The following is a 23,644-nucleotide window of genomic DNA, read 5'->3' on the forward strand; positions in this document are numbered from 1 at the left end:
TCTGCTCACTGCCGTCGGGCTTGGAACCCAAGGGCGCGTCATCGTTACGACAAGCCTGATTTTAGGGGCACGAACAGAACCACCCCCGCCTGGGCATGTTTCAAACTGCCATCGGCCAGGCGATCAATCACCGTGAGCACCTGCGTGCCCCCCGAAACCGCCACCGGCGCCACCAGCCGCCCGCCGGGCGCCAGTTGATCGAGCCACGCCGGCGGAACGGCCGCGCCGCCCGCTGCGGCGATGATGGTGTGGTACGGCGCCGAGGGCGCGTGCCCCAGCATGCCATCACCGTGCACCAGTCGGACATCCATGAGCGAGCGGCCCATCAGGGGTGCCACGGCGTCAAGGTGCTGGCGCGCCTTGACATGCAGCTCTCGAATCCGCTCGATCGACACCACGCGGGTCGCCAGACAGGCCAGCAAGGCCGCCTGGTACCCGCACCCGGTGCCAATTTCCAGGCAAGGGCCCAGGGGCCTGTCGGGGCGAAAACCGCTGCCTGGGCCGCCCAGGGCGCCCAGGCCGGGGCGCGCGCACAACAGTTGCATCATGGCGGCCACCACAGACGGCTTGGAAATGGTCTGGCCCAGGCCGATGGGCAAGCTGGTGTCTTCGTAAGCCTGGTTGACCAGCGCTGTGTCCACGAACAGGTGCCGGGGTACCTGGAGGAAGGCGTCCAGCACGGAGGGGTGAGAAATGCCGTCGGCCTTCAGGCGCTCGACCATTTTTTGCCGAACCCGGGGCGAATCCAGCCCCACGCCCTGGGGCACGGACTGAACGCGTCGCTCACGCTCGATCTGGTGCAGGTGCGCCTGTGGCCGCAGCAACCGGTCCTGGGGCGTGCCGCCGGTCGTCGGCATTGACGCCGGAAATCGACGCGGGCGCGGGGGCGTGCCGCTCATGCCTGATCCAGCCAGCCTTGCCACTGAGGCATGCGGGTGTGGTCGGTCATGTCCACCTGCAAAGGCGTGATGGACACCTGGCCATGACGCACCGCGTGAAAGTCGGTCCCCTGCCCTTCTTCGCGGGCTTCTCCCGCCGAGCCGATCCAGTAAAACAGATCGCCACGGGGGTTGTGCTGGGCCACGGCCGGGAAACTGGCGTGGCGCCGGCCCAGACGGGTCAGCACCCAGGGCGCCTGCTCGAGCGTGTCGATGCTGGGCATGTTCACATTGAGCAAAAAAGGCCGCGCCGCTGGTGGCCGCGCCAGCACCTGCTCGACGACGCGACGGGCCACACGCGCGGCCTGGTCCAGGTGCCGCCAGCCTTTGTCAGCCAGTGAAAAAGCGATGGCTGGCACGCCAAACAGGTGACCTTCGGTGGCCGCAGCCACGGTGCCGGAGTACAGGGTGTCGTCACCCATGTTGGCGCCGTTGTTGATGCCTGAAAGCACCAGGTCCGGGGGCTCGATCAAGCCGGCCGTGAGGGCCAGGTGCACACAATCCGAAGGCGTGCCGCTGACATAGCGATAGCCGTTGGATGCCGTGTGCAGGCTCAATGGGGCGTGCAGGGTCAGGGCGTTGGAGGTTCCGCTGGCGTTGCGCTCGGGCGCAAACACGTCGATGTGGCCCAGGCCCTGACACGCCTCTACCAGCGCCGAAATGCCAGGCGCCAGGTAACCATCATCATTGGCAATGAGAATTCGCATGATGCGATTGTAGGAGGGCTCGCGCCCTGGGCTGGCTAAACTGGGGGTTGAATACACCGTGGTGAGCGCTCAGGCGCCTGACCGATAATCTCAACTTAGTGGTGGCACTGCAAGCGGGAGAGCCACTGTCGGCAGTGCTGTATGGGCTGCTGTCTGGCTGCTGGAGATACGAGCATGTCCGTCAAGGTATTGATACTGGAAGACAACCCAGTGGCCCGGACCTTCCTGTCCAGGGTGGTGAGAGAGAGTTTCAGCGACGTGGGCGAGATCGTCGAGGTCAGTGACCTGGATGCGGCGCGTCGGCTGCTGGGTCATCCAGCCGGCGGCAAAGCGGCCGCCCGGGGGGAGGCGTTCCAGCTGATCATGGTCGATCTGGAGTTGCCGGATGGCAGCGGCCTGGAGTTGCTGACCGAGCTGAGCCAGTACCCGGCCACGCGCATCGTCACCACCTTGTACTCGGACGACGAGCACCTCTTTCCGGCACTGCAGTGCGGCGCTGACGGTTACCTGTTGAAGGAAGACCGGTTCGAGGTGCTGGTCGAAGAGCTGCAGAAGATCGTTCGCGGGCAGCCTCCGCTGTCACCCGCCGTGGCCCGACGTCTGCTCACGCACTTTCGCACCAGCGAGTCCGTGCCCGGGGGCGCGCCGCCCCAGGCGCCTGCCCCCGCCCCCGCCGTGCTGGACCACGAGCGGCTGACCCCTCGCGAAAGCGAGGTGCTCACCTACCTCAGCAAGGGCTTCACGATCAAGGAAATTGCCTCGCTGATGGGCATCAAGTGGTTCACGGTCAATGACCACATCAAATCCATTTACCGCAAGCTGAACGTGTCCAGCCGCGCAGAAGCGGCGGTCCTGGCCAGCAAGCAAGGTCTGGTCTGACGGTCAGCATGAACACCACGCCTCTGCGCTCGCTGGACGACGTGCTGGAGGCCGTGGGACGAATGCCATCCCTGGCGGGTTGGCGCTGGCGGGCCGTGGCGGTATGGACCTTGCTGCTGCTGGCCAGCGTGTTGCTGCAGGGCTGGTGGCTGAGCGAACAATGGCGGCTTCCCGTGACGGTGCGGGTCAGCCCTGATGGGGCGCTGACCATGCACGATGCCCCACAAGAGCTGTCGCACCTCAACGGACAAGCCCTGCTGGGCGTCAGCCGGCAGCTGGAGCCCAACCCTGCATTGCGGCTCAATGCCTGGGCCTTGTATCCCAGCGAGCGCTGGATCACCGAGCCGGCCGATCGGGCGCAGTTCAAGGCCCAACGCACGGCCCTGGCCGAGCTGACCGCCCCAACGGGGCCGCACGAGCAGGACGTCTATGTCTGGATTTACCCGGAGCAAGGCGCGCCAGAACGGGTGCTGCTGTCGCCCATGGGCTGGTGGGGCATCGGTGGCCTGCATGCGGTGATCTCTGTGCTGGCCGTGGCCCTGGCGTGCGTGGGCGGCCTGGTGTGGCTGAGCACCCCCACCCCCCTCAGCGCGGCACAGGCCGTGCTGGCGCTGTCGATGGCGGCAGGTCTGTCGTGGGCCTCATGCGGACTGGTGCTGGGCCTGGCCACACCGCCTGACTGGCTGATGCTGGACCCGGTCATGCGCTGGGGCACCGAGCTGCTGAGCGTGGCCGCCCTGGGCTACGCCGTGCTGCACTACCCCACGCCACTGGGTGGGCGTGTGATGACGGTGCTCATGGGCGCCGGCCTGCTGCTGGTGGCCGCGGCGGGCGGTGTCTGGAGCCTGCAAGGGGGCCCCTGGTGGTTGCCGCAAGCCACCATGGTGGGACTGATCCTGGCCATGGTGGCGCTGATGCGCCGCGCACAAAGGCAACAGGCGCACCCGGTTCGACGGGTCCTGATTCTTTTTCTGAGCGTCAGCGCCTTGGCCATCACGCTCATCAGTGTGGCCCTGGCGTTCGGGCAGGCGCGCGCAGACCTCCATCTGGCGCTGGCGCGCTATGGCGTGGTGGCATGGCAGGCGTTTGCGGCCTCCCTGGTGCTGACCATGCCGTTCCTGGCGCGCACGCGTTCGGTGTTTCAGGAGTTTTCCTGGCTGGCCGTCTCCAGCACGGTGGCGGCCTCGCTGGACTTGCTGTTCGTGGCGGTCTTCTCGCTGGGGCTGTTCACGTCGATGACCCTGTCGCTGTTTCTGGCGTTTGGCGTTTACCTGTGCCTCAGGCGCAGTCTGCTGCACCAGTTGCCCGCGGGACACCACCTCTCCAGAGAGCATCTGTTTGAACGGCTGTATGGCGCAGCGCGGCAGGTCGAGCGCAGGCCAGACAGCCTGACCGATGCGGTGCGCACCTTGCTCAGAGAGGTGTTTGAACCCATGGAGTTGCACTGGGCCGCGCTGCCTGCGGCACCACAGGAGGTGGTCAGCCTCAAGGGACAAGGCACGGTGCTGCTGGTGAACCTGCCTCATGCCGACCGAGAGGGTGCGTCAGGTCGCAGCCTGGTATTGCGACACGCCCAGCACGGGCAACGCCTGTTCACCACGCGGGACGTGCGCCTGGCGCAGTACATCGTTCGTCAACTGGAGCAGGCCAGCCGACTGGACGCGGCGCTGGAGCAAGGGCGCAGCGAAGAGCGTCTGCGCATCGCGCAAGACCTGCATGACGACATTGGCGCCCGGCTGCTGACACTGATGTACCAGGCGCCCAACCCGGACATCGAAGACTACATCCGTCACACCATCCAGGATCTGAAAACCCTCACCCGGGGCTTGGCTGCGTCGTCTCATGCACTCAGCGATGCGGCCAGCGAATGGAAGCGAGACCTCAGCCACCGGATCGATGCGGCAGGCTGCCAGTTGAGCTGGCACGCGAGTTGGGACGAGGATGTCTTGCTGAGCATGGTGCAGTGGTCGGCCCTGACGCGGATCCTGCGCGAGCTGGTGAGCAACGCCCTGGGACATGCCCAGGCCAGCCACATCCAGGTGCAGCTTCAGTTGAACGACAACACCATGGTGCTGCGCGTGAGCGACAACGGTCGAGGCCGCGCGCCAGATACTTGGTCGCACGGGCTTGGATTGGGTGGCATCCGCAAACGGGTCAAGCAACTGGGTGGCAGCGTGAAATGGTCTGAAAACGTGCCATGCGGCATCGTCTGCGAGGTGCATGTGCACCCGTTCATGGCCGCGACGGTGGACACGGACAGCCTGCCCCCCATCGGCAGCGACTGAGGCGCCCTCACTCCCACTGAGGGGTGTTGCGCAAGACCTCGTCCAGCGTGGTCAGACCCTCGGCCACCTTCATCACGCCAGACAGGCGCAAGGGCCGCAGGCCCTCCTTGGCCGCAAAACGGCGCAGCGAGGCCATGTCCACCGCAGGGTGCATGGCGCCGCGCACGGCTTCAGACACGGGCAGCAACTCGTACAGGCCCACCCGCCCCTTGAATCCGGTCATGCGGCAGTCCAGGCAGCCCACCGGCTTGTAGGGCAGCCCCTTGCCGCTCATGCGCCAGGGCTTGATGGCATCGGCCAGGGTGTCGAGCTGCACCCCCTCGTCAGGCTGCTTGCAATGGGGGCACAGGGTGCGCACCAGGCGCTGCGCCAGCACCCCGATCAGCGTGGCGCTGATCAGATACGGCGGCACACCCAGGTCGGTCAGGCGGGTGATGGCCGAGGCCGCGTCGTTGGTGTGCAGGGTTGAGAACACCAGGTGGCCGGTGAGCGCGGCCTGGATGGCCATCTCGGCGGTTTCCAGGTCGCGGATTTCGCCCACCATGATGATGTCCGGATCCTGCCGCATGAGCGCCCGCAGGCCTTCGGCAAAACCCAGATCGATGGCCGGTTGCACCTGCGTCTGGTTGAAGGAGGCCTCGATCATTTCGATCGGGTCTTCCACCGTGCAGACGTTGACCTCGTCGGTGGCCAGGCGCTTGAGGGTGGAGTACAGCGTGGTGGTCTTGCCCGAGCCCGTGGGGCCCGTGACCAGGATGATGCCGTGTGGGCGCGCCACCATCTGCTCCCACTGGGCGATCTCGCTGGGGGCAAAGCCCAGGGCCTCGAAGGACTTGACGGTGTTGTCGGGGTCGAAGATGCGCATGACCAGCTTCTCGCCGAAGGCGGTGGGCATGGTCGACAGGCGCATTTCCACCTCGTCGCCCGAGGGGTTGCGGGTCTTGATGCGGCCGTCCAGCGGACGACGGCGCTCCACCACGTCCATGCGGCCCAGCAGCTTGATGCGGGCGGTCATGGCCTGCATCACCGACAGGGGCACCTGGTACACCGTGTGCAAGACACCATCGATGCGGAAGCGGATGGCGCCCATCTCGCGGCGGGGCTCCAGGTGGATGTCGGAGGCGCGCTGGTCAAAGGCGTACTGCCACAGCCAATCGACCACCTGGATGATGCCCTGGTCGTTGGCATCGAGCTGTCGGTTGGTCTTGCCCAGCTCCACCAGCTGCTCGAAGCTGTGGGTGGTGCCGCTGTCGCCGGCCTTTTTGTTGGCGTCCTTCACCGACTTGGCCAGGGTGTAGAACTCGGTGCGGTAGCGCTGCAAGTCCAGCGGGCTGGAGACCACCAGGCGCACGGTCTTCTTGGTGTGGCCCAAGATCTCGCCCACCCAGTCGGTGTCCAGCGGCTCACAGGTGGCGATCGTGATGTCCGTCAGGCCCACCTGCACCGGCAGCACCTTGCGACGCTCGGCGTAGTTGATGGACATGACCTCGGCCACCCGGCCCACATCCACCTTGAGCGGGTCGATGCGCAGGTAGGGCAGGCCCACGCGCTGCGCCAGCCATTCGGTCAGGGGCTCGAGCTCCAGCATGGCGCCGGTGTCAGCCCGTGTGAGGCCCATGCCCGCCAAACGCACCAGCGGGTGCTGGGCGCTGTTGCCCGCGCTGAAGCGCTGGGTGACCACCTCGGCATCTTTCGGCGTCAACAGGCCATCGTCACCCAGCCAGGTCAGCAGCATGCGCCAGTCGAGCGGGCCACGCGGCAAGGCCTGCCCGGACTTCTGACTGGCGGATGAGGGGCTGGACGTGGCGGGCTGGGCGCTCATGGTGTGGGCTGGGGGTCGGACGGGGTCGGCGTCTGGAAGGCAGACAGCAGTTTGACCCATTTTTTCGCGGGCAGATCCCAACGGGACTGCAGGATTTCCGCACGTGCTTGCAGGATCTCTCGCGGGGGCAGCGCGAGGCCTTTCCAGGCGAGCACCACCACATTGCCCTCGGGCGTGGGCTTGAGCATGGCCATGCAGTCAACCCCGAAGGCCGCCGCAATCGACACGGCACTGCGGTCAAAGCTGGCCTCACGGCCGAAGAGGTTCACGCTCATCACACCGCCATCGTCCAGCACCTGCCAGCAAGCGCGGTAGAAGTCTTCGTCGTCCAGCACCGGGCTGGCGGCCTCGTGGTCGTACAAATCCACGCACAAGGCATCGACGCTGCCCAGGTTGGTGGGGTCGTTCACGTGGGCGGCGGCATCGCCATGCACCACCGTCAGCCGATCGTCATCGGGCGGCAGGTGAAACCACTGGCGGCACACGTGGATGACCTGCGGGTTGAGCTCGACCACGGTGGTGGGCAGCTTGAGCACCGCGTGGCAGTATTTGGTGATGGCCGCGGCACCGAGACCCAGTTGCAGGGTGCGGGTCTGGGCCAGGGTGTCAGGGTCGCGCAGCAGCAGCCAGGCCATCATGCGCTGGATGTAGTCCAGCTCCAGCTTCAGGGGCTTGCGGATGCGCATGGCGCCCTGAATCCAGGGCGTGCCCAGGTGCAGGTAGCGCACGCCATCGCCTTCGGAGATGGTGGCCTCGGCCAACTCGGGCTGGGCCGTTGATCGAGTGGCGCCTCGCCCAGTGCGGCGGGCGGTGTCGGAACGGGTTCGGGGGGCAGCAGCAGGTCGTTTCACGCTGGCGAGTGTGGCACAGTCGGCCGCATGAACGGCGCGACGGGCACCCCACATCCTCCATCCGAGCCCAGGCTGCAGGGGCTGGCGCCGGTGTGGGCGCCCCATGCTCGCCTGCTGGTGCTGGGCAGCTTTCCCAGCGTGGCCTCGCTGCAGGCGCAGCAGTACTACGCCCACCCGCGCAACCAGTTCTGGCCCATCTTGTCGGCTGTGTGGGGGCTGTCCACCCTGCCCTCTGCGCCCTACCCTGAGCGCGTGGCCCAGGCCCTGGCCCATGGCGTGACAATCTGGGATGTGTACGCCACCTGCATCCGCCCGGGCAGCCTGGACAGCGCCATTCGCGAGGCCCAGCTCAACGACCTGGCCGGCCTGGTGCAGCGCTCGCCCGACCTGTGCCTGATCGTGCACAACGGGGGCGAATCGGCCCGGCACCGGCGCATCACCCAAGCCCTGGGCCTGCCGGTGATGAGCCTGCCCTCCACCAGCCCGGCCAACGCCAGTTGGTCGTTCGAGCGCAAGCTGGCGGCATGGCGTGCCGCCTTCGAGCAGGCGGGCGTGATGCAGCCCTTGCCTGGCCCATCAGCGGGCTGACACGCCGATGGAAAGCGCCCTCAGGCGCCGCCGATCAAGGCCGCCAACCGAGGCAAGGCCGCCACCGCGTTGTCTCGGGTGATGCGCTGGGTGTGCGCCGGCGTCCAGCCACGAAGCTCGGCCAGGGTCTGCGCAATGCGGGGCAACTCGGCCGGCTCGTTGCGGCTGGACAGCCCCTGGGCCCGCTCGGCCGCCGTGCGGTACAGCCAGTGGGGCGGGATGTCGGGTGCGTCGGTTTCCAGCACCAGGGCGGTGTCGGGCAGCTCGACCGCCAGGCGGCGGATCTGCAGGGCCCGATCGAAGGTCATGGCCCCGCCAAACCCCAGCTTGAACCCCAAGTCGATAAAGGCTTCAGCCTGCTGGCGGCTGCCATTGAACGCGTGGGCGATGCCGCCCGGCACCGGCCGGCCCTGCGCCTTCAAGGCCCGCAAGGCCTTGAGCAGCGGATCGGCGCTGCGCCGCACATGCAGGATGACGGGCCAGCCCAGCCGAGCCGCCACGGCCAGTTGGCCCTCGTAACAGCGCACCTGCTCGGCCCAGGCCTCAGGGGTCTGCAACTCGGGCACGAACCCGTCCAGACCGATCTCGCCCACCGCCACCAGGCGGGGGTCATGGGCATGCTGGGCCAGGGCTGCCTCCAGGGCCGCCGCCGCCTGTTCAGCCCCCACACGGGCCACGTACAGCGGGTGGGTGCCCAGGGCATAAGCGCCCTCGCACGCGTGGGCGGCTTGTCGTGCGGTGTCGAATGTGGAGGGCATGACGGCCGGCACCACCTGCAGGGCCACGCCGGCCTGCCGAGCCCTCTGGATCACGGCCTGACGATCGATGTCGAACTCTGGCGCGTCCAGGTGGCTGTGGGTGTCGATCCAGCCGCTCATCCCGGCTCGGTGAAGCGCCCCGCCACCAACCGATGCTGCCGCCCGCAACGCGCCGCCAGTTCGGCATCGTGGGTCACCATCACCACCGCCGTGCCCTGGTCGGCAGCCAGTTGCAACAACAAGTCGAACACCGTGTCGGCTGTGTGGCGATCCAGGTTGCCCGTGGGCTCGTCGGCCAGCACGCATGCGGGTTGCGTGACCAGGGCCCGAGCCACCGCCACCCGCTGCCGCTCACCACCAGACAACTCTGCGGGGCGGTGGGCAGTGCGGTGGGCCAGACCCACGCGCTGCAGGCACTGCGCGGCCTGAACACGCGCCTGTTCCAGGGGCTGGCGGCGAATCATCAGGGGCATGGCCACATTGTCCAAGGCCGAGAACTCGGGCAGCAGATGGTGAAACTGGTAAATGAAGCCCAGATGCACATTGCGCCAGGCACCCTGCTCGGCGGGCCCCATGCTGGCCAGGTCACGCCCCATCAACTGAATCCGCCCCTGAGTGGGTGCATCCAGACCGCCCAGCAGGTGCAACAGCGTGCTTTTGCCCGAGCCCGAGGTGCCCACGATGGCCACGGTCTCCCCTCGATCGACGGTCAGGCTCACGCCGTCCAGCACGGTCACGTCCAACGCGGCCACTTCATGAAAGCGCTTGACCAGGCCATCGGCCTGCAAGATGGGCGCAGAGCTGCTCATGGTGTTCTTCCTGCCTCAGATGTTGAGCACCCAGGCGATGATCTGCTTGGCCACATAACCCAGCATGCCAAAGCCCAGCACCAGAAACAGCACGAAGGTGCCGAACTTGCCCGCCTTAGATTCGCGAGCGAGCTGAAAAATGATGAACACCATGTAGAGGATGAACCCCCCCACACCAAAGGTGAGCCCCCACTGGGCGATCTGTTCTTCCGTGAATCCGTCCATCTCACACCGCTTCGCGTACCACCAGGTCACGATAGGCGTGCCAGGTGGCATGCCCCAGAACCGGAATCACGATCATCAAGCCCAACAAACAGGTGCCCAGGCCCACCAGGGTCAACAGCATGACCAGAAAGGCCCACAGACTCATGCACACCGGGTTGGCCGCGACCGCGCTCCAACTGGTGAGGATGGCCTGCTGCACGCCCACCTGCCGATCTACCAGCAGCGGAATGGCCACCACACTGGAGGCGAACACGGGCGCCGCCATCGCTCCGCCCACCACCAGCCACAGCTCGAACAACCCGGGGTCGGTGGCCAGCACCACACGGCGCAAAAAATCATCCGGTGTGGTGGCCGGCGGCTGCAAACCCAGGGTGATGAGCGCCGCCGAGGTGACCACCCAGCCCGTGCCCAGTGCGGTCAAGAGCAAGCCAAAACGGACCAGACGCGCATCCAGCGATGCCCACACCTGCCACACCGTGGCAAAGCTGGCCCGCTCGCCCCGCAACAGGGCGCGGCTGACCGCATACAAGCCCGTGCTCAAGATGGGCGCCACCAGCAAAAAACCTGAAAAAGCACCGGCCAATACCCAGAATCGGTCCCAGGCCTGCCACAGCAGCAAGGCGCCGAACAGGCCCATGAGCAGCCCATGGCTGACCCCTACCCAGGGCGTGGAGGTGAAGTCCTTCCACCCCCGCGCCAACCACAGGAAGGTGCGCAAAGAATGGACCTTGCGAACGCGCAACGAGCGCACATTCAAACGATCACTCATAGCGTAAGGCCTCGGCAGGCTGAACGCGGCTTGCGCGCCAGCTGGGGTAGAGGGTGGCCAGCAGGGCCAGCAGCAGGGATATCACGCCGATGGGGATGATGTCGGACGACTTCGGATCAGACGGCATGCTGCTGATGAAGTAGATGCTGGCCGGCAGGAAGTGCACGCCCAGAATCTGTTCAATGAAGGGCACGATGACATCGACATTGAACGCCACCAGCAAGCCCAAGCCCAGCCCTGCCAGGGTGCCCAGCACACCCGACAAGGCCCCCTGCACAATGAAGATGCCCATGATGGAGCGGGGGCTGGCGCCCAGGGTGCGCAAGATGGCGATGTCGGCACGCTTGTCGGTGACGGTCATCACCAGCGTGGACACCAGGTTGAACGCGGCCACCGCCACGATGAGCGTGAGGATGATGAACATCATGCGCTTCTCGATCTGGACGGCATCGAACCAGTTGCGGTTGGTCTGCGTCCAGTCGCGCACCACCACCTGCTGCCCCAGCTGAGCGGCCAGTTCGGCGGCCACCTGCCGGGCCTGCTGCGCATCCTTGAGTTTGAGCTGAACCCCTGTGGGCCCGCCCGTGCGGAACAACCGGGCCGCGTCGTCGACGTGCATGAGCACCAGGCCGCTGTCGTATTCGTAATGGCCGGCACTGAAGATGCCCGCCACCGTCACCTGTTTGAGCCGGGGCACCACACCCGCAGGCGTCACCTGGCCGCTGGGGGCCACCAAGGTCAGGGCGTCCCCTTCGCGCACACCCAGCGCGTTGGCCAGCTCCACCCCGATCAACACGCCCCACTCGCCAGACTTGAGGCGGGCAAAGGTGTCTTTCATGCTGGCGGCCAGGGGGGTGACCGTGGCTTCGGCCACGGGTTCGATGCCACGGACCATGGCGCCGCGCATGTCTTCGCCGCGGGCGATCAGGGCCTGGGCGGGCACAAACGGCGCCGCCCCCACCACCTCGGGGTGCTGGCGCGCCTGCGCGGCCAGCTGGGTCCAGTCAGGCAAGGCCCCGCCCCAGCGTTCGTAAAGCTCGACATGGGCGATCACCGACAGCATGCGGTCGCGCACTTCTTTCTGAAAGCCGTTCATCACCGACAGCACGATGATCAACGCCGCCACGCCGAGCGCAATGCCCAGCACGGACACCCCGGAGATGAAAGAAATGAAACCGTTGCGGCGAGCAGACCGGCTGGCGCGGGTGTATCGCCACCCGATGCGCCATTCATAAGGCACGTTCATGGTGCGGGAAGTGTACCCATTCGATAATGCACACCATGCCGCGCCCAGAAGAATCCCCCTCGAGCCACCTGCCAGCACCCACCCAGCACTGGGTGATTGCAGGGGCCAGCAGCCAGTCAGAGCCCTGTCTGCAGACCTTGGGCACCATGCCTGAACTCCCTCACCTGCGTGCGCTGCTGAACACGCTGGATGAAGTCGACCGCGTGACTGGCGATGAATACGCCCTGAACATGCCGCACGAGCGCTTGCTGGCGCGCGCCTGGGGCTGGCCTGAGGCGGATGGGCTCGTGCCCTGGTCTGCCTGGTGGGCGGCCCAGGATGGGGTGACCCTGGCGGGAGGACAGGCCTGGGCGCTGCTGAGCCCGGGGCACTGGCTGATGGGCCGCGACCACCTGACCGTGCTCGAGCCCTCGGGGCTGCAGCTCAGCGATGCCGACTCGAACAGCCTGATGGACACCGTGCGGCCTTTTTTTGAAGAAGACGGCTGGTCCCTGGTCTGGGGATCGGCCCTGCGCTGGTACGCGTCTCACCCCAGCCTGATGAACTACCCTTGCGCCTCGCTGGACCGCGTGACGGGACGCAACCCTGACGTGTGGCTGACCGATCACCCACACGCCCGAGGCGTGCGACGCCTTCAAAGCGAGGTGCAAATGCTGTTGTACCAGCACCCCATCAACGAAGCCAGAGAGGCCCAGGGACTGCCCAGCATCAACTCTTTCTGGCTCAGCGGTGCGGGTTGGCCGTCGACGGCCGATGGCGCCGTTCCTGGCACCCCCCACCTGGTCGAGCGGCTGAAGCCTGCGCTGCTGCGCGACGACATGCCCGCATGGCTGGAGGCCTGGGCCGAGCTCGATCGAACCCTGCTGGCCGAACTCTCGGCGCGGGTCACCGCTGGCGATGCTGTGCGACTGAGCCTGTGTGGCGAGCGCCATGCCGTGACCCTGGGGCGTCGCGCCCCAGATTCCCCGCAAGGCTGGTGGTTGCGCTTGCGCGGGGCGCTGTCGCCACGCTCCACCCCAACGCGCCCCGTCGGCCCCTGGCTGGCGGGCCTGTGACCCAGGCGCTCAGGGCGCCCACCTGCCCCACCCCCATGCAGATCATTGTTCGAGACGTTCCTCCACGCACCACCTGGCAGCTGGAGCAGGCCGGCATCCACCCGCTGCTGGCTCGGCTCTTTGCATCGCGCGGCGTGCGCCAGGCCGATGAACTGGACGACCAGGCGGCGCGATTGCTGCCACCCAGTGCCTTGCGCGGCGCCACGCAGGCGGCGCACTTGCTGGCCGACGCCCTCGAGGCGGGCCAAGCGATGTGCATCGTCGCAGACTACGATTGCGACGGCGCGACCGCCTGTGCCGTGGGCCTTCGGGGCCTGCGCATGCTGGGCGCGCGATCCGACCAGGTGAGCTACGTGGTGCCCGACCGCGCACTGCACGGCTATGGGCTGACACCGCCCATCGTGGACCTGGTGGCTGCCAAGGGCGCGCGGGTATTGATCACGGTGGACAACGGCATGGCCAGTCACGAGGCGGTGCTGCGGGCTCGGGCCCTGGGCATGCAGGTGCTGATCACCGATCACCACCTGCCTGTGGTGCACGATGACGGCAGCGTGAGCCTCCCGGAGGCCGACGTGATCGTGAACCCCAACCAGCCAGACTGCCCGTTCGCCAGCAAGGCGCTGGTGGGCGTGGGCGTGATGTTCTACGTGCTGCTGGCGCTGCGTGCCGAGTTGCGCCAGCGTGGCCACTTCGATGCGGCATCCCAGCCCAGGCTGGATGCCCTGCTGGACTTGGTGGCCCTGGGCACCATCGCCGACGTCGGGCGCCTGGACGACAACAACCGCCGCCTGGTGGCACTGGGGCTCAAGCGCATTCGCAGCGGGCGCATGCAGCCGGGCATCGCCGCCTTGTTTGCCGCCGCTGGACGAGACCCACGACGAGCCTCCAGCATGGACTTCGGTTTCGCCTTGGGCCCGCGCGTGAACGCCGCCGGCCGCCTGGCCGAGATGGGCCTGGGCATCGAATGCCTGAGCACCGATGACCCCGGCCGGGCCGAGGCCCTGGCCCGCCAACTCGACGCCATCAACCGCGAGCGCCGGGAGCTGGAGTCGGGCATGCGAGAACAAGCCGAGTTGCGCCTGGAGGCCTTGATGCCCGAGGGCGATCCACCCTATGCCCTCGCACTTTTCGACGCCGAATTCCACGAAGGTGTGGTGGGCATCGTCGCCTCGCGGCTCAAGGACCGCCTGCATCGGCCAACGTTTGTGTTCGCCAGAGGTCAGGATGGGCTGTTGAAGGGCTCGGGACGCTCCATCCCCGGATTCCACCTGCGCGATGCGCTCGACCTGGTCAGCAAACGCCATCCCGGCCTGTTGCACAAGTTTGGCGGGCATGCCATGGCGGCTGGCTGCACCCTGTCGGAGTCGGACTTCCCGGTATTCGACGCTGCGCTGCAGCGCGTGGCCAGAGAAGGGCTGGATGCTGCCACCTTGTCACGCCAGCTGATGAGCGACGGCCCACTGGAGCCTCAATGGTTCACGCCAGAAACGGTGGAAAAGCTGGATGAAGCGGTGTGGGGCCCTGGATTTGAAGCGCCTGTTTTCTGTGACGAGGTGGATGTGCTGGGCCAGCGCCTGGTGGGCGAGCGTCATCTGAAGCTCAGCTTGCGGCTGCAAGGGCAGGTGCGCGATGGCATCTGGTTTGGCCACACCGAGCCCCTTCCAGGGCGTGTTCGCCTGGCCTACCGCGTCAGCGTGGATGAGTTCCAGGGGCGGCGGCGCGTCCAGATGGTGGTTGAGGGCTGCGAACCGTGCGCAGCGAGCAGCGGCGCTCAGCGGTAAGCGCTGAGGTGTTTGGCGGCTGCGGGGTTGCCGTAAGTGACGGCCTCTTCCTGAGGCAGCAGGATCTTGAGCACACGCTCGACCGAGGCCGACGCGCGATGGGCCTGGGCCCACTGCTGCTGAACCCGGGTCTGGGCCAGCAGCAAACGTTGACGCAGCGGCTCATCCAGGGCCTGACTGCCCCGCTGACGGGCACGCCGCACTTGCGCCACGGCGTCGCTCAGCAGTTGCTGAAGCGCCTGACTGCCCTGATCGATGCCCTGCAGATCCGACGAGGCCAGGGCGCGCTCAAGCGCGTCCAGTTGGGCCTCGATCAGGTGAACATGGTCGTCCAGGGTCTGCATGGTGCACGCGCCCACGATGGTCTGGTCAGGCCGCGCGGCCCAACAGTTCCTTGGCGTTGGCGATCAGCTTGTCGGCGATCACCTCGGCGTCCACCTGGTAGCTGCCGTCGTCGATGGCCTGCTTGACGCGAGACACCTTGTCCGCATCGAACTCGCCTTGCGGCGTTTCAACCATGCCAGCAGCGGCCTGGGACAGGGTCACCTTCGCGCTTTGGCTGACACCACCATCCAGTGAAGATGTTTTGCCGGGCGCACGGGTCGAAGCGGCCCCCTCGGTCGGAAGACCAAGCCCAAGCGCCTTGTCCAACGGGTTGCCAATTTTCATGATGCACTCCTTGATCCCGGAACATTCCGGGTGGTCACATCCGCGATATCGACGCGGTCCTGACGGACTTTAATCTCGATTGCATCATCCCCCACGAACAAGGGGGAGCATCCACGAAACAAGTGGGGATCACAGGGTCAATTCGGCCAATCCGTCGCCCACCGGTTGAGCGCAGAGAATCCGCCCGGTGTCCATGCGCACCCGAGCGCACCGCCCTTCATCACCATGGCCCAGCGCGGTACCCGAGGCCGCCGCCTGAAAGCCAGATCCTTTCACGATGAGCCGAACCGGTTCACCTGCCGAAAACCAGCGCCGCACCTTGAGATCGGCCTCGCGCACTTCGGCCCCTTGTGTCAGGGTGCGCACCAGTGTGCGGCCGACCACCTCGGTCAGATCACGCTGTGCGGGCGAGCCGCCGCCAGCCAGGTCCACACGGGCCACGGTCAGGTCGGTGGCCTCCAGCACGGTGCCGGCCGGCACCGTGCGCGCCACCACCAGGGCGGGCGCCCAGACCTTCACCGTCACGGGCCAGAACACGTTCCAGCGCGCGCCCTCTTCGCAGCGCAAGCCCACGCGAGAGCGCCCCCACAGGTTGGCCCCCCGTGGCAGATAGGGCTTGATGCGCGAGCACGGGGCCAGTTTCAGGCGTGGATCCAGCTCGCCCATGATCACCTCGACCTGTGGTGAGGCGTCTTGCGGGTTCTGCCACTTTTGCGCGTCAGCCATGCCCTGGGCCGTGGCGGTATCGGCGTCGCGGGCGGCCAACCACTGCTGCAGGGTGGCTTGTAACTGCGCGTGGGTTTGCACCGGCAAGCCCTGGGCTTGAGCGCCCGAGCTGAGGGCCGCCACCACACACAACAGCAGCCAGGTGAGCCAGGCCAGCAGGGCCTGAAACCATGGCAGGGACGAAACAGGGCGAACAGGGCGCGAGGAATTCATGAGCGCACTCTAGTCACAAGCGACGGCCATGCGCCGTTGGAAATGCCCGTCGAAGAGGCCGCTATTTCGGCTCATGTTGGGGCCCGAGCAGATTCAACATCCCATGCAATCGCCGGAAGAACCGGCAGGAGGCCCACCATGCTGAACCGCATCACCGACTCACTGAACTTCAACGCCGAAGCCCTGCGCCTGCGGTCGGAGCGTCAGCGGCTGATCGCCAGCAACATCGCCAACGCCGACACGCCCGGCTACGTCGCCCGTGACTTCAACTTTGCCAACGCCCTGGCCGATGCCACAGGGCGGCAAAGTCAGGCCCCGGGCACCTCGGCACCCAGGGTGACGATGACCGCCTCCAGCCCCCTGCACATGGCGCGCAACGGCAGCCTGGCCGGCGCGCGCAGCGAGCCTGAACTCAACTACGCCACGCAGTCGCAAACCAACCTGGATGGCAACACGGTGGACATGGACCGCGAACGGGCCAGCTTTGCCGACAACACCGTGCGCTATGAAGCCGCGCTGCGGTTCATCAACTCGCAGATTCGAACGCTGAACTCGGCCATCACTGGTCAGTGAGCAACGAGCCCTGAAGGAGTGCAACGATGTCGATGTTCAACATCTTCAACATTTCAGGCAGCGCCGTCAGCGCGCAGTCGCAGCGGCTCAACGTGGTGGCGTCCAACCTGGCCAACGCCGACACCGTGGCCGGGCCCGATGGTCAATCCTACAAGGCGCGCCAGGTGGTCTTCACCTCACAAGCCATGGGCAATGTGGGGGCCACGGGTGTGGCCGTCACGCAGGTGGTGGAAGACAACACGCCCGGTCGCCGTGTGTACGAGCCCAAACACCCGCAGGCCGATGCCGAGGGCTACATCACTTACAGCAACGTCAATTCGGTGGAGGAGATGGTCAACATGATCTCGGCCTCTCGTTCGTACCAGAACAACATCGAAGTGATGACCACCACCCGCTCGCTGCTGATGAAGACATTGCAGATGGGTCAAGGCAACTGACGCTCACGCACCAACCAAAGGCCACTGAATCATGAGTACCGCCGCCATCAACGCCACCACCGGCAGCGCCGCCAGTGGCGCCAGCAACCAGCTCAACACGGCGGCAGAGATGTCCGACCGGTTTCTCAAACTGCTGGTGACCCAACTGAAGAACCAGGACCCGCTGAACCCCATGGAGAACGCCGAGTTGACCAGCCAGATGGCCCAGATCAACACGGTGACCGGCATCGAAAAACTGAACACGTCGATGGCCACCATGGCCAGCAGCTTCTCGCAGATGCAGATGCTGCAAGGCGCCAGCCTGGTGGGCCGCTCGGTGCTGCTGGATGGCAACAACCTGGTGGTGGACGAAGAGGGTAAGGCTTACGGGGGTTTCGAGCTGAGCAGCAATGCGGCATCCGTGCGGATCGACATCCTGGATGCTGCCGGCTCCACCATCGACACCATCAGCCTGACCGACAAGGCCGCAGGTCGCCAGGGTTTTGAGTGGGAAGCGCCCGAAGGCGTCTCCACCAAAGGCCTGACCTTCAAGGTCACGGCCAACACCGGGGCCGCCAACATCGAGGCCAAAACCCTCACCTTCGACGCAGTCACCGCCGTCAACACCGCTGGCGGCACCCTGACGCTGGAGCTGGCCAGTGGTGGCCAGACGCCCTACAGCCTGGTCAAGGCTGTTTCCTGATCCTCACTTGCAGTCACAGAAAGGAACACCATCATGGGCTTTCAGCAAGGACTCTCCGGCCTGAACATCTCCAGCAAGAGCCTGGAGGTGATTGGCAACAACGTGGCCAACGCCAACACCTACGGCTTCAAATCGGCGCGGGCCGAGTTTGCCGACATGTACGCAGCCTCACTGGGCGGCGCCGGCAACAACGGCATCGGCATCGGGGCGCGCATCGCCAACGTGGCGCAGCAGTTCACCCAGGGCAACGTCTCCACCACCGCCAACAACCTGGACCTGGCCATCAACGGCGACGGCTTCTTCCAGGTGCAGCGTTGGGATGAGGTCGCAGGCAGCGGCGCCCTGGCGCCAGCCGGCGAGGTGCTCTACACCCGCAACGGCCAGTTCAAGGTCGACAGCAGTGGCTACATCACCAACAACCAGGACCGCAAGGTGCTGGGGGTGGGCAACCAGCCCATCCAGCTCAACCTGAACGGCGGCTCGGCCGAGCCCACGCAGATGATCACCGCCCAGGTGAACCTGAACGCGGCAGAAGAAACGGATGCCGCGTTCTCGACCACCGCCAATGACTGGTATTCGTTCACGACCACACAGACGCTGTATGACGTCTCGGGTGAGCCAATCCCCTTGCAGTACTACTTCCGCAAGAGCGGCACCGACTCGTGGGAGGTGTTTGCGTACGTGGGCGACACCGCCTTGCCGGCCGAGGGCCAGCCCGCCGTGACCATCGAGTTTGACCCGGCCACCAGCCTGCCCCTGTCGATGACGGACGCCGACGGCAACGCCGTGGCCGACTTCCGCAACGTGCCCTTCCCGACCATTCCCGGCGGCACGTCCTCGGCGACGCAGTCGGAGCTGACCTTCAACATCGACTTCAGCGACCTGACCCAATTTGCCGGCAAATCGAACGTGAATGCGCTGATGCAGGATGGGTTTCCCAAGGGCGAGTTTTCCAGCTTCAATGTGGACGCCACCGGCGCGATCCTGGTGCGCTACACCAACGGACAAACCGTGACCGAAGGTCAACTGGTGCTGGCGCGCTTCGCCAACGCCCAAGGGCTGCAGCCCATGGGCGGCAACGAATGGGCGGTGACGGCCGCCTCCGGCACGGCGCAGATCGACGCGCCCGGCAGCGGCCGCTTCGGTTTCATCCAGGGGGGTGCTCTGGAAGAGTCCAACGTGGACCTGACGGGCGAGCTGGTCAACATGATCGTGGCCCAACGCTCATACCAGGCCAACGCACAGACCATCAAGACAGAAGACCAGGTGCTGCAAACCCTGGTGAACCTGCGCTGATGAACTGCGGCGCTGACCTCACCGGGACAAGGAGTCAGACATGGACCGGATGATCTACCTCAGCATGACGGGTGCCAAGACCAACATGCAACAGCAGGAAGTGCTGTCGCACAACCTGGCCAACGTCAGCACCACCGGTTTTCGGGCCGAGCTTCAGGCCGTGCGCGCCGTGCCCATCCGCGGCGATGGCGCCAGCACCCGCGCTTACGCGCTGGAAACCACCGTGGGCTACGACGACACGGCCGGCCCGATCAACTTCACGGGGCGAGCCCTGGATGTGGCCGTTCAAGGTCGCTCCTGGCTGGCCGTGCAGGCACTGGATGGCACCGAAGCCTACACGCGCGCAGGCGCCTTGCAGGTGTCGGCCGATGGCACGCTCATGAGCCCCAGCGGACTGCCCATCATTGGCGATGGTGGCCCGATCGCGATCCCGGCCAATGCCCAGCCCAGCATTGGCGCCGATGGCACCGTGAGCGTGCGCCAGCCCAATGGCACGGTGCAAGCCGTGGGGCGGCTCAAGCTGGTGACACCCGAGGCCAAGCTGGTGCGTGGCGAGGATGGGCTGTTCAGGGGCGAAGACGGCGCCGAACTGCCACAAGATGCCAATGCCCGCGTGCAAGACGGAGCCCTGGAGGGCTCGAACGTCAACGCCATTGAAACGATGGTGGCCATGATCGCTGCCGCTCGCCAGTACGAAACACAGATCAAGCTGATGCAGACCGCCGAAGCCAAAGAGCGCCAGGCGGCGCAGCTGCTGTCCAACAACGGCTGAGCCGTTTGACCTGATGCGGGCCTGAGGGCCGAAGGAGACCGACCATGATGCGCTCACTGTGGATTGCCAAGTCCGGCATGGAAGCCCAGCAGATGCAGCTGGATCACATTTCCCACAACCTGGCCAACAGTGGCACCAACGGCTTCAAGCAGGCCCATGCCGTGTTTGAAGACCTGATGTACCAGAACCTCCGGCAAAGCGGGGCCAACACGGCCGAGGGCACGCAACTGCCCACCGGCTTGCAGGTGGGCCTGGGTGTGCGCCCCGTGGCCACGTCGCGCCAGTTCAGCCAGGGCAACCTGCAACAAACCGACAACGGCCTGGACGTGGCCATCCAGGGCAAGGGATTCTTTCAGGTCGAGATGCCAGACGGCACCATCGGCTACACCCGAGACGGCTCGTTCAAGCTGGACAACCAGGGCAACCTGGTGACCAACAACGGCTACCGCGTGCTGCCCGGATTCCAGTTTCCAACCGAAGCCACCAACGTGACCATCGGCCAGGATGGCACGGTCAGCTTCCTGCGCCCGCCCAACCCCACGCCCGAGGTGCTGCAGCAAATCGAGCTGGCCGACTTCGTGAATCCGGGCGGGCTGGACCCGCGCGGCCAGAACATCTTTGTGGAAACCGCCGCCTCAGGCCCACCGGTGACCGGGGTGCCCAACGAGAACAGCATGGGGGCGCTGGCCCAGGGCTACGTGGAGACGTCGAACGTCAACGTGGTGCAGGAGCTGGTGACCATGATCCAGACCCAGCGCGCGTATGAGCTCAACTCCAAGGCCATTCAGACCTCGGATCAGATGCTGCAGAAGCTGGGGCAACTGTGATGAAGCGCGCCGCCCACCTCATGGCTGTGACGGGATGCGCCTTCGTGCTGGCCGGCTGCATGGCCACCGCGCCCAAGGTGGACGTGGTCGAGCCCACGCAAGCCCGGCCCGTGCCCACCGCGCCACCCGCCTTGAACAATGGCGCCATTTTTCAAGCCACGGGCTATCGGCCACTCTACGAAACCCACCGGGCACGCATGGTGGGCGATGTGATCACGGTGCGCATCACCGAAACCGTCTCGGCCAAACAGGAAACGACCAGCTCCATTGAAAAGAAGGGCAGCGTCTCCAGCGAGGTCGATGCCATCCCCTTCATCAACAGCTCTCGCCTGGCTAGGCTCAGCGCCTCAGGCAGCAGCAACAACAAGTTCGACGGCAAGGGCAGCACCCAGGCCGTGGGCAATTTCACCGGGTCCATCACCGCCACCGTCATCGAGGTGCTGCCCAACGGCCACCTGGTGATCTCGGGCGAGAAACAGATCGGCGTGGGGCACAACGTGGACGTGCTGCGCTTCTCAGGCACCGTCGACCCCATCACGATCCAGCCGGGCAACACGGTGACCTCGACGCAGGTGGCCAACGTGCGCGTGGCCCAAGTGGGACGCGGTGCGCAGCAAGAAGCCCAGGGAATAGGGTGGGTTGCCCGCTTCTTTTTGAGTCTTGCGCCCTTCTAAAGGCGCGAACAATGGAGCCGAACCCCCAAGGATTCTGGCTCCATGACCACCACCGACCGCCTCCTGAGACTGCTGATCACGCTGGCCTTCGCCGCGGCCTCAGCCGCGTTGTGGTGGCCCGTTGATGCCCAGGCCATCCGCCTCAAGGAAATCGCCTCGGTACAGGGTGTGCGCTCCAACCAGCTGGTCGGGTACGGCCTGGTGGTCGGGCTTGACGGCACCGGTGATCAAACCACCCAGACCCCCTTCACCGCCCAGAGCGTGCAAGCCATGCTGCAGCAGTTGGGCATCAGCGTGCCAGCCGGCACCCCCATGCAGCTCAAGAACGTGGCGGCCGTGCTGGTGACCGCCACCCTGCCCCCGTTCGCGCAACCTGGCCAGGCCATTGACGTGGCGGTGTCCTCACTGGGCAACGCCAAATCGCTGCGCGGGGGCACCCTGATCGCCACCCCGCTGAAAGGCGCCGACGGCCAGATCTACGCCATGGCCCAGGGCAACCTGCTGGTGGGGGGCGCAGGCGCCTCGGCCGGCGGCTCCAAGGTACAGATCAACCACCTCAGCGCCGGGCGCGTGCCCAATGGCGCCACCGTGGAGCGCGGCGTCCCCACGCCGTGGATGCAGCAACCCTTCATCCAGTACGACCTGCAGGCCGATGACTTCAACACCGCCCGCCAGGTGGCCGACGCCATCAACCGCCTCAAAGGTGCGGGCACGGCCGAGGCGCTCAGTGGTCGCAGCGTCAGCGTGAAGCTGCCCGACAGCCCCGGTGCACGGGTGGCCTTTCTGGCCGACCTGGAAAACCTCAACATCGACCGCGCCACCCCGGCTGCCAAGGTCATCATCAATGCCCGCACCGGCTCGATCGTGCTGAACCAAAGTGTGACCCTCGGCCCGTGCGCCGTGGCCCATGGCAGCCTGTCGGTCACCATCAACTCCACGCCGGTGATCAGCCAGCCTGCCCCGCTGTCGCAGGGTGAAACGGTGGTGACGGAAAAAGCCGACATCCAGATCAACCAGCAACCGGGCAGCCTGATTCAGATGCCCGCCGGCAGCAAGCTGACCGATGTGGTCAAGGCGCTCAACACCCTGGGCGCCACCCCGCAAGACCTGGTGGCCATCCTGCAGGCCATGAAAGCTGCAGGGGCCCTCCAGGCCGATCTGGAGGTGATCTGATGAGCATCAACACCCCATCCCAGGGCGTCACGGTTGACCTGCGGTCACTGGACCAACTGAAAGGTGCTTCGGCGCGTGATGCGCGCGGCCAGGTGCGGGAAGTGGCGCGCCAGCTTGAAGGCCTGTTCATGCAGGAGCTCATGAAAAGCATGCGGGCCACCACCATGGCCTCGGGCATGCTGGACAACGGCGGCACCGAACTGGGCACCAGCATGCTGGACACCCAACTCTCACAGCAGATGACCGGGCTGCCCGGCGGGCTGAGCGACATGATCGCCCGCCAGCTTGAGCGGCAGCTACAGGGCGTGGTCACACCCTCCGGGTCGACCGCCTCGGCCGAGGCCGTTCGCCCCCCGTCCGGCAAGACCCGTGTGGGCACGTCGGCCAGCCCACGCCCCAGTTCACCGGAAGCCTTCATCCAACAACATCAGGCGGCGGCCAAGGCCGCCGAAAGTGCCACCGGCATCCCCGCCGAACACATCCTGGGTCAGGCTGCCCTGGAGTCGGGCTGGGGCAAACGCGACATCCGCATGCCCGATGGCAGCTCCAGCCACAACCTGTTTGGCATCAAGGCCACCTCGTCATGGAAGGGCAAGGTGGCCGAGGTCACCACCACCGAATACATCGGGGGCGTGGCGCGCAAGGTGACGGCCAAGTTCCGTGCATATGACTCGTTCGAAGAGGCCTTCAAGGACCATGCGCGCTTGCTGACCACCAGCCCGCGCTACAGTGAAACTGCTGCCAAGGCCGACACGCCGGCCGACTTTGCCAAGGGGCTTCAGAAAGGTGGCTACGCCACCGACCCGGCGTACGCCGACAAGCTGACCCGTGTGATCCACACCGCGCTGCGCGTGCAGCGTGACATGGCCTGAGCGGCACGGAGACAAGA

Annotated in this window: 26 protein-coding genes; 14 read left to right on the forward strand and 12 right to left on the reverse strand. The window is 66.1% G+C overall.

Translation table 11 applies throughout. The features are described 5' to 3' along the window. Positions 1-44: 44 nt before the first annotated feature. Both WNB94_RS03435 and surE read right to left on the reverse strand, forming a co-directional pair. Positions 45-899 (reverse strand): protein-L-isoaspartate O-methyltransferase family protein, encoded by an 855-nt coding sequence (locus WNB94_RS03435; protein ID WP_341388413.1) that lies wholly within the window; start codon positions 897-899, stop codon positions 45-47. Continuing rightward, complete coding sequence (gene surE, locus WNB94_RS03440; RefSeq protein WP_341388415.1) at positions 896-1,645, reverse strand: 5'/3'-nucleotidase SurE; 750 nt, start codon at positions 1,643-1,645, stop codon at positions 896-898. The genes WNB94_RS03435 and surE overlap by 4 nt, the downstream gene beginning before the upstream one ends. Before the next feature lie 174 nt (positions 1,646-1,819). Here surE and WNB94_RS03445 point away from each other — a divergent pair, with 174 nt between their 5' ends. Together WNB94_RS03445 and WNB94_RS03450 are read left to right on the forward strand one after the other, a co-directional pair. Continuing rightward, a complete protein-coding gene (locus tag WNB94_RS03445; RefSeq protein WP_341388416.1) occupies positions 1,820-2,524 on the forward strand; it encodes a LuxR C-terminal-related transcriptional regulator in 705 nt (234 codons plus the stop codon). An 8-nt stretch (positions 2,525-2,532) separates the two neighbouring features. After that, on the forward strand, positions 2,533-4,809 hold the full coding sequence (locus WNB94_RS03450) for an ATP-binding protein (protein WP_341388417.1): 2,277 nt from the start codon (positions 2,533-2,535) through the stop codon (positions 4,807-4,809). Between the two features lie 7 nt (positions 4,810-4,816). Here the strand turns inward: WNB94_RS03450 and tfpB are convergent, their stop codons facing one another. Together tfpB and WNB94_RS03460 are read right to left on the reverse strand one after the other, a co-directional pair. After that, positions 4,817-6,631 (reverse strand): type IV pilus assembly ATPase TfpB, encoded by a 1,815-nt coding sequence (gene tfpB / locus WNB94_RS03455; RefSeq protein WP_341388418.1) that lies wholly within the window; start codon positions 6,629-6,631, stop codon positions 4,817-4,819. Continuing rightward, on the reverse strand, positions 6,628-7,482 hold the full coding sequence (locus tag WNB94_RS03460; RefSeq protein WP_341388420.1) for a spermine/spermidine synthase domain-containing protein: 855 nt from the start codon (positions 7,480-7,482) through the stop codon (positions 6,628-6,630). The genes tfpB and WNB94_RS03460 overlap by 4 nt, the downstream gene beginning before the upstream one ends. A 27-nt stretch (positions 7,483-7,509) precedes the next feature. On the opposite strand from WNB94_RS03460, the gene WNB94_RS03465 reads away from it, so the two are divergent. Beyond that, positions 7,510-8,070 (forward strand): DNA-deoxyinosine glycosylase, encoded by a 561-nt coding sequence (locus tag WNB94_RS03465; protein WP_341388422.1) that lies wholly within the window; start codon positions 7,510-7,512, stop codon positions 8,068-8,070. Between the two features lie 20 nt (positions 8,071-8,090). Here the strand turns inward: WNB94_RS03465 and WNB94_RS03470 are convergent, their stop codons facing one another. The 5 genes from WNB94_RS03470 to WNB94_RS03490 are packed head-to-tail and all read right to left on the reverse strand — an operon-like array spanning position 8,091 to position 11,877. Continuing rightward, positions 8,091-8,948 (reverse strand): TatD family hydrolase, encoded by an 858-nt coding sequence (locus WNB94_RS03470; protein WP_341388423.1) that lies wholly within the window; start codon positions 8,946-8,948, stop codon positions 8,091-8,093. Further along, positions 8,945-9,637, reverse strand: coding sequence for an ABC transporter ATP-binding protein (locus WNB94_RS03475; RefSeq protein ID WP_341388425.1), 693 nt, complete (start codon positions 9,635-9,637; stop codon positions 8,945-8,947). The genes WNB94_RS03470 and WNB94_RS03475 overlap by 4 nt, the downstream gene beginning before the upstream one ends. A gap of 15 nt (positions 9,638-9,652) precedes the next feature. Further along, positions 9,653-9,862: a DUF2788 domain-containing protein gene (locus WNB94_RS03480; protein ID WP_341388426.1), complete on the reverse strand. Its 210-nt coding sequence runs from the start codon at positions 9,860-9,862 to the stop codon at positions 9,653-9,655. Position 9,863: 1 nt separating this feature from the next. Then, positions 9,864-10,631 (reverse strand): DUF2189 domain-containing protein, encoded by a 768-nt coding sequence (locus tag WNB94_RS03485; protein ID WP_341388428.1) that lies wholly within the window; start codon positions 10,629-10,631, stop codon positions 9,864-9,866. Beyond that, complete coding sequence (locus WNB94_RS03490; RefSeq protein ID WP_341388429.1) at positions 10,624-11,877, reverse strand: lipoprotein-releasing ABC transporter permease subunit; 1,254 nt, start codon at positions 11,875-11,877, stop codon at positions 10,624-10,626. The genes WNB94_RS03485 and WNB94_RS03490 overlap by 8 nt, the downstream gene beginning before the upstream one ends. Positions 11,878-12,023: 146 nt before the next feature. Here WNB94_RS03490 and WNB94_RS03495 point away from each other — a divergent pair, with 146 nt between their 5' ends. Both WNB94_RS03495 and recJ read left to right on the forward strand, forming a co-directional pair. Beyond that, complete coding sequence (locus WNB94_RS03495; RefSeq protein ID WP_341388431.1) at positions 12,024-12,932, forward strand: hypothetical protein; 909 nt, start codon at positions 12,024-12,026, stop codon at positions 12,930-12,932. 35 nt (positions 12,933-12,967) lie between these two features. Further along, positions 12,968-14,713, forward strand: coding sequence for a single-stranded-DNA-specific exonuclease RecJ (gene recJ, locus WNB94_RS03500; protein WP_341388432.1), 1,746 nt, complete (start codon positions 12,968-12,970; stop codon positions 14,711-14,713). On the opposite strand, the gene WNB94_RS03505 is transcribed toward recJ, so the two are convergent. The 3 genes from WNB94_RS03505 to flgA form a co-directional block, all read right to left on the reverse strand. Beyond that, positions 14,704-15,057 carry a hypothetical protein gene (locus tag WNB94_RS03505; RefSeq protein ID WP_341388434.1) on the reverse strand — a complete coding sequence of 118 codons (354 nt, stop codon included), beginning with the start codon at positions 15,055-15,057 and terminating at the stop codon, positions 14,704-14,706. The genes recJ and WNB94_RS03505 overlap by 10 nt on opposite strands. Before the next feature lie 25 nt (positions 15,058-15,082). Next, complete coding sequence (gene flgM, locus WNB94_RS03510) at positions 15,083-15,382, reverse strand: flagellar biosynthesis anti-sigma factor FlgM (RefSeq protein WP_341388436.1); 300 nt, start codon at positions 15,380-15,382, stop codon at positions 15,083-15,085. A gap of 129 nt (positions 15,383-15,511) precedes the next feature. After that, entirely contained in the window at positions 15,512-16,321 is an 810-nt protein-coding gene (gene flgA / locus WNB94_RS03515; protein WP_341388438.1) for a flagellar basal body P-ring formation chaperone FlgA, read from the reverse strand. A gap of 138 nt (positions 16,322-16,459) precedes the next feature. Here flgA and flgB point away from each other — a divergent pair, with 138 nt between their 5' ends. Genes flgB through flgJ form a run of 9 tightly spaced genes read left to right on the forward strand, consistent with a single transcriptional unit; the run spans position 16,460 to position 23,627 of the window. Beyond that, complete coding sequence (gene flgB, locus WNB94_RS03520) at positions 16,460-16,894, forward strand: flagellar basal body rod protein FlgB (protein WP_341388439.1); 435 nt, start codon at positions 16,460-16,462, stop codon at positions 16,892-16,894. A gap of 26 nt (positions 16,895-16,920) precedes the next feature. Continuing rightward, the gene (flgC, locus tag WNB94_RS03525) at positions 16,921-17,331 is read left to right on the forward strand and encodes a flagellar basal body rod protein FlgC (protein WP_341388441.1); all 411 of its coding nucleotides are present in this window, start codon (positions 16,921-16,923) and stop codon (positions 17,329-17,331) included. 31 nt (positions 17,332-17,362) lie between these two features. Then, entirely contained in the window at positions 17,363-18,013 is a 651-nt protein-coding gene (locus tag WNB94_RS03530) for a flagellar hook assembly protein FlgD (protein WP_341388442.1), read from the forward strand. Positions 18,014-18,046: 33 nt separating this feature from the next. Further along, a complete protein-coding gene (gene flgE, locus WNB94_RS03535) occupies positions 18,047-19,309 on the forward strand; it encodes a flagellar hook protein FlgE (RefSeq protein WP_341388444.1) in 1,263 nt (420 codons plus the stop codon). A gap of 40 nt (positions 19,310-19,349) precedes the next feature. Continuing rightward, positions 19,350-20,081 (forward strand): flagellar basal-body rod protein FlgF, encoded by a 732-nt coding sequence (flgF, locus tag WNB94_RS03540; protein ID WP_341388445.1) that lies wholly within the window; start codon positions 19,350-19,352, stop codon positions 20,079-20,081. A 44-nt stretch (positions 20,082-20,125) separates the two neighbouring features. After that, entirely contained in the window at positions 20,126-20,908 is a 783-nt protein-coding gene (gene flgG / locus WNB94_RS03545; protein ID WP_341388447.1) for a flagellar basal-body rod protein FlgG, read from the forward strand. Further along, entirely contained in the window at positions 20,908-21,582 is a 675-nt protein-coding gene (locus WNB94_RS03550; protein WP_341388448.1) for a flagellar basal body L-ring protein FlgH, read from the forward strand. Before flgG ends, WNB94_RS03550 begins: the two co-directional genes overlap by 1 nt. A 42-nt stretch (positions 21,583-21,624) precedes the next feature. Beyond that, positions 21,625-22,755, forward strand: coding sequence for a flagellar basal body P-ring protein FlgI (locus WNB94_RS03555; protein WP_341388449.1), 1,131 nt, complete (start codon positions 21,625-21,627; stop codon positions 22,753-22,755). Next, on the forward strand, positions 22,755-23,627 hold the full coding sequence (gene flgJ, locus WNB94_RS03560; RefSeq protein ID WP_341388451.1) for a flagellar assembly peptidoglycan hydrolase FlgJ: 873 nt from the start codon (positions 22,755-22,757) through the stop codon (positions 23,625-23,627). Before WNB94_RS03555 ends, flgJ begins: the two co-directional genes overlap by 1 nt. The last annotated feature ends 17 nt before the right edge of the window (positions 23,628-23,644 follow it).

The sequence above is a fragment of the Aquabacterium sp. A3 genome, assembly GCF_038069945.1.
In the GTDB taxonomy this organism is placed as follows: Bacteria; Pseudomonadota; Gammaproteobacteria; order Burkholderiales; family Burkholderiaceae_C; genus Aquabacterium.